This window comes from uncultured Roseibium sp. (genome assembly GCF_947499295.1).
Taxonomy (GTDB): domain Bacteria; phylum Pseudomonadota; class Alphaproteobacteria; order Rhizobiales; family Stappiaceae; genus Roseibium.
Genome location: NZ_CANMNP010000128.1, coordinates 1 through 534, shown reverse-complemented (window position 1 = coordinate 534; position 534 = coordinate 1). Strand labels below are relative to the sequence as shown.

The 534-nt window shown below is 59.6% G+C and carries 1 pseudogene; it reads right to left on the bottom strand.

The features are described from left to right. Nucleotides 1-534: pseudogene (locus Q0835_RS30080) on the bottom strand (conjugal transfer protein TraB); the annotation flags it as partial.

Genomic DNA, 534 nt, shown 5'->3' with positions numbered 1-534 from the left:
CGTCCATAGTCCTAAAGCGCTCTCCGGGAGAACCGCGACTTTCACCCCCTGCCCGGCTTTCTCGCGAACCATGGCGATTGTTTGCTGCTGCTGCTCATAACCGGCGTGCTGTCCAGTCCCTTCATAACGGAAAATGGTGTTGAAGCCGGTCCAACCCTCAATTACGTTCGGGTCCGTCCAGAATGCGGCGGACCAAGCAGCACATCCGGCGACAACCGGGACCGCGATCCGCCAAAAGCTTGTGGTCATCATGAGCAACAGGATCGCGGTCGCTGCCAGTCCGAACCAGCTCCACCCCGGAAAGAGCACGCCGGCCGCAGTGATCGGGCTGGCCCAACCCATGATTCCGAAGGGTGGCAAGCTCATCAGAACGCTTGCGATCAGATACCGCAGCATTCGAGGCCAACCGGACCGGCCCGACCACAGCGCGGAATAGACGGCGATAAAGACGAGAGACGCTGCGAACCAAAGTCCAATGCCGATAGCATATTGGGATCCAAAGAAGATGCTTGCGCCCTGCGGCAAGCCTCGTGA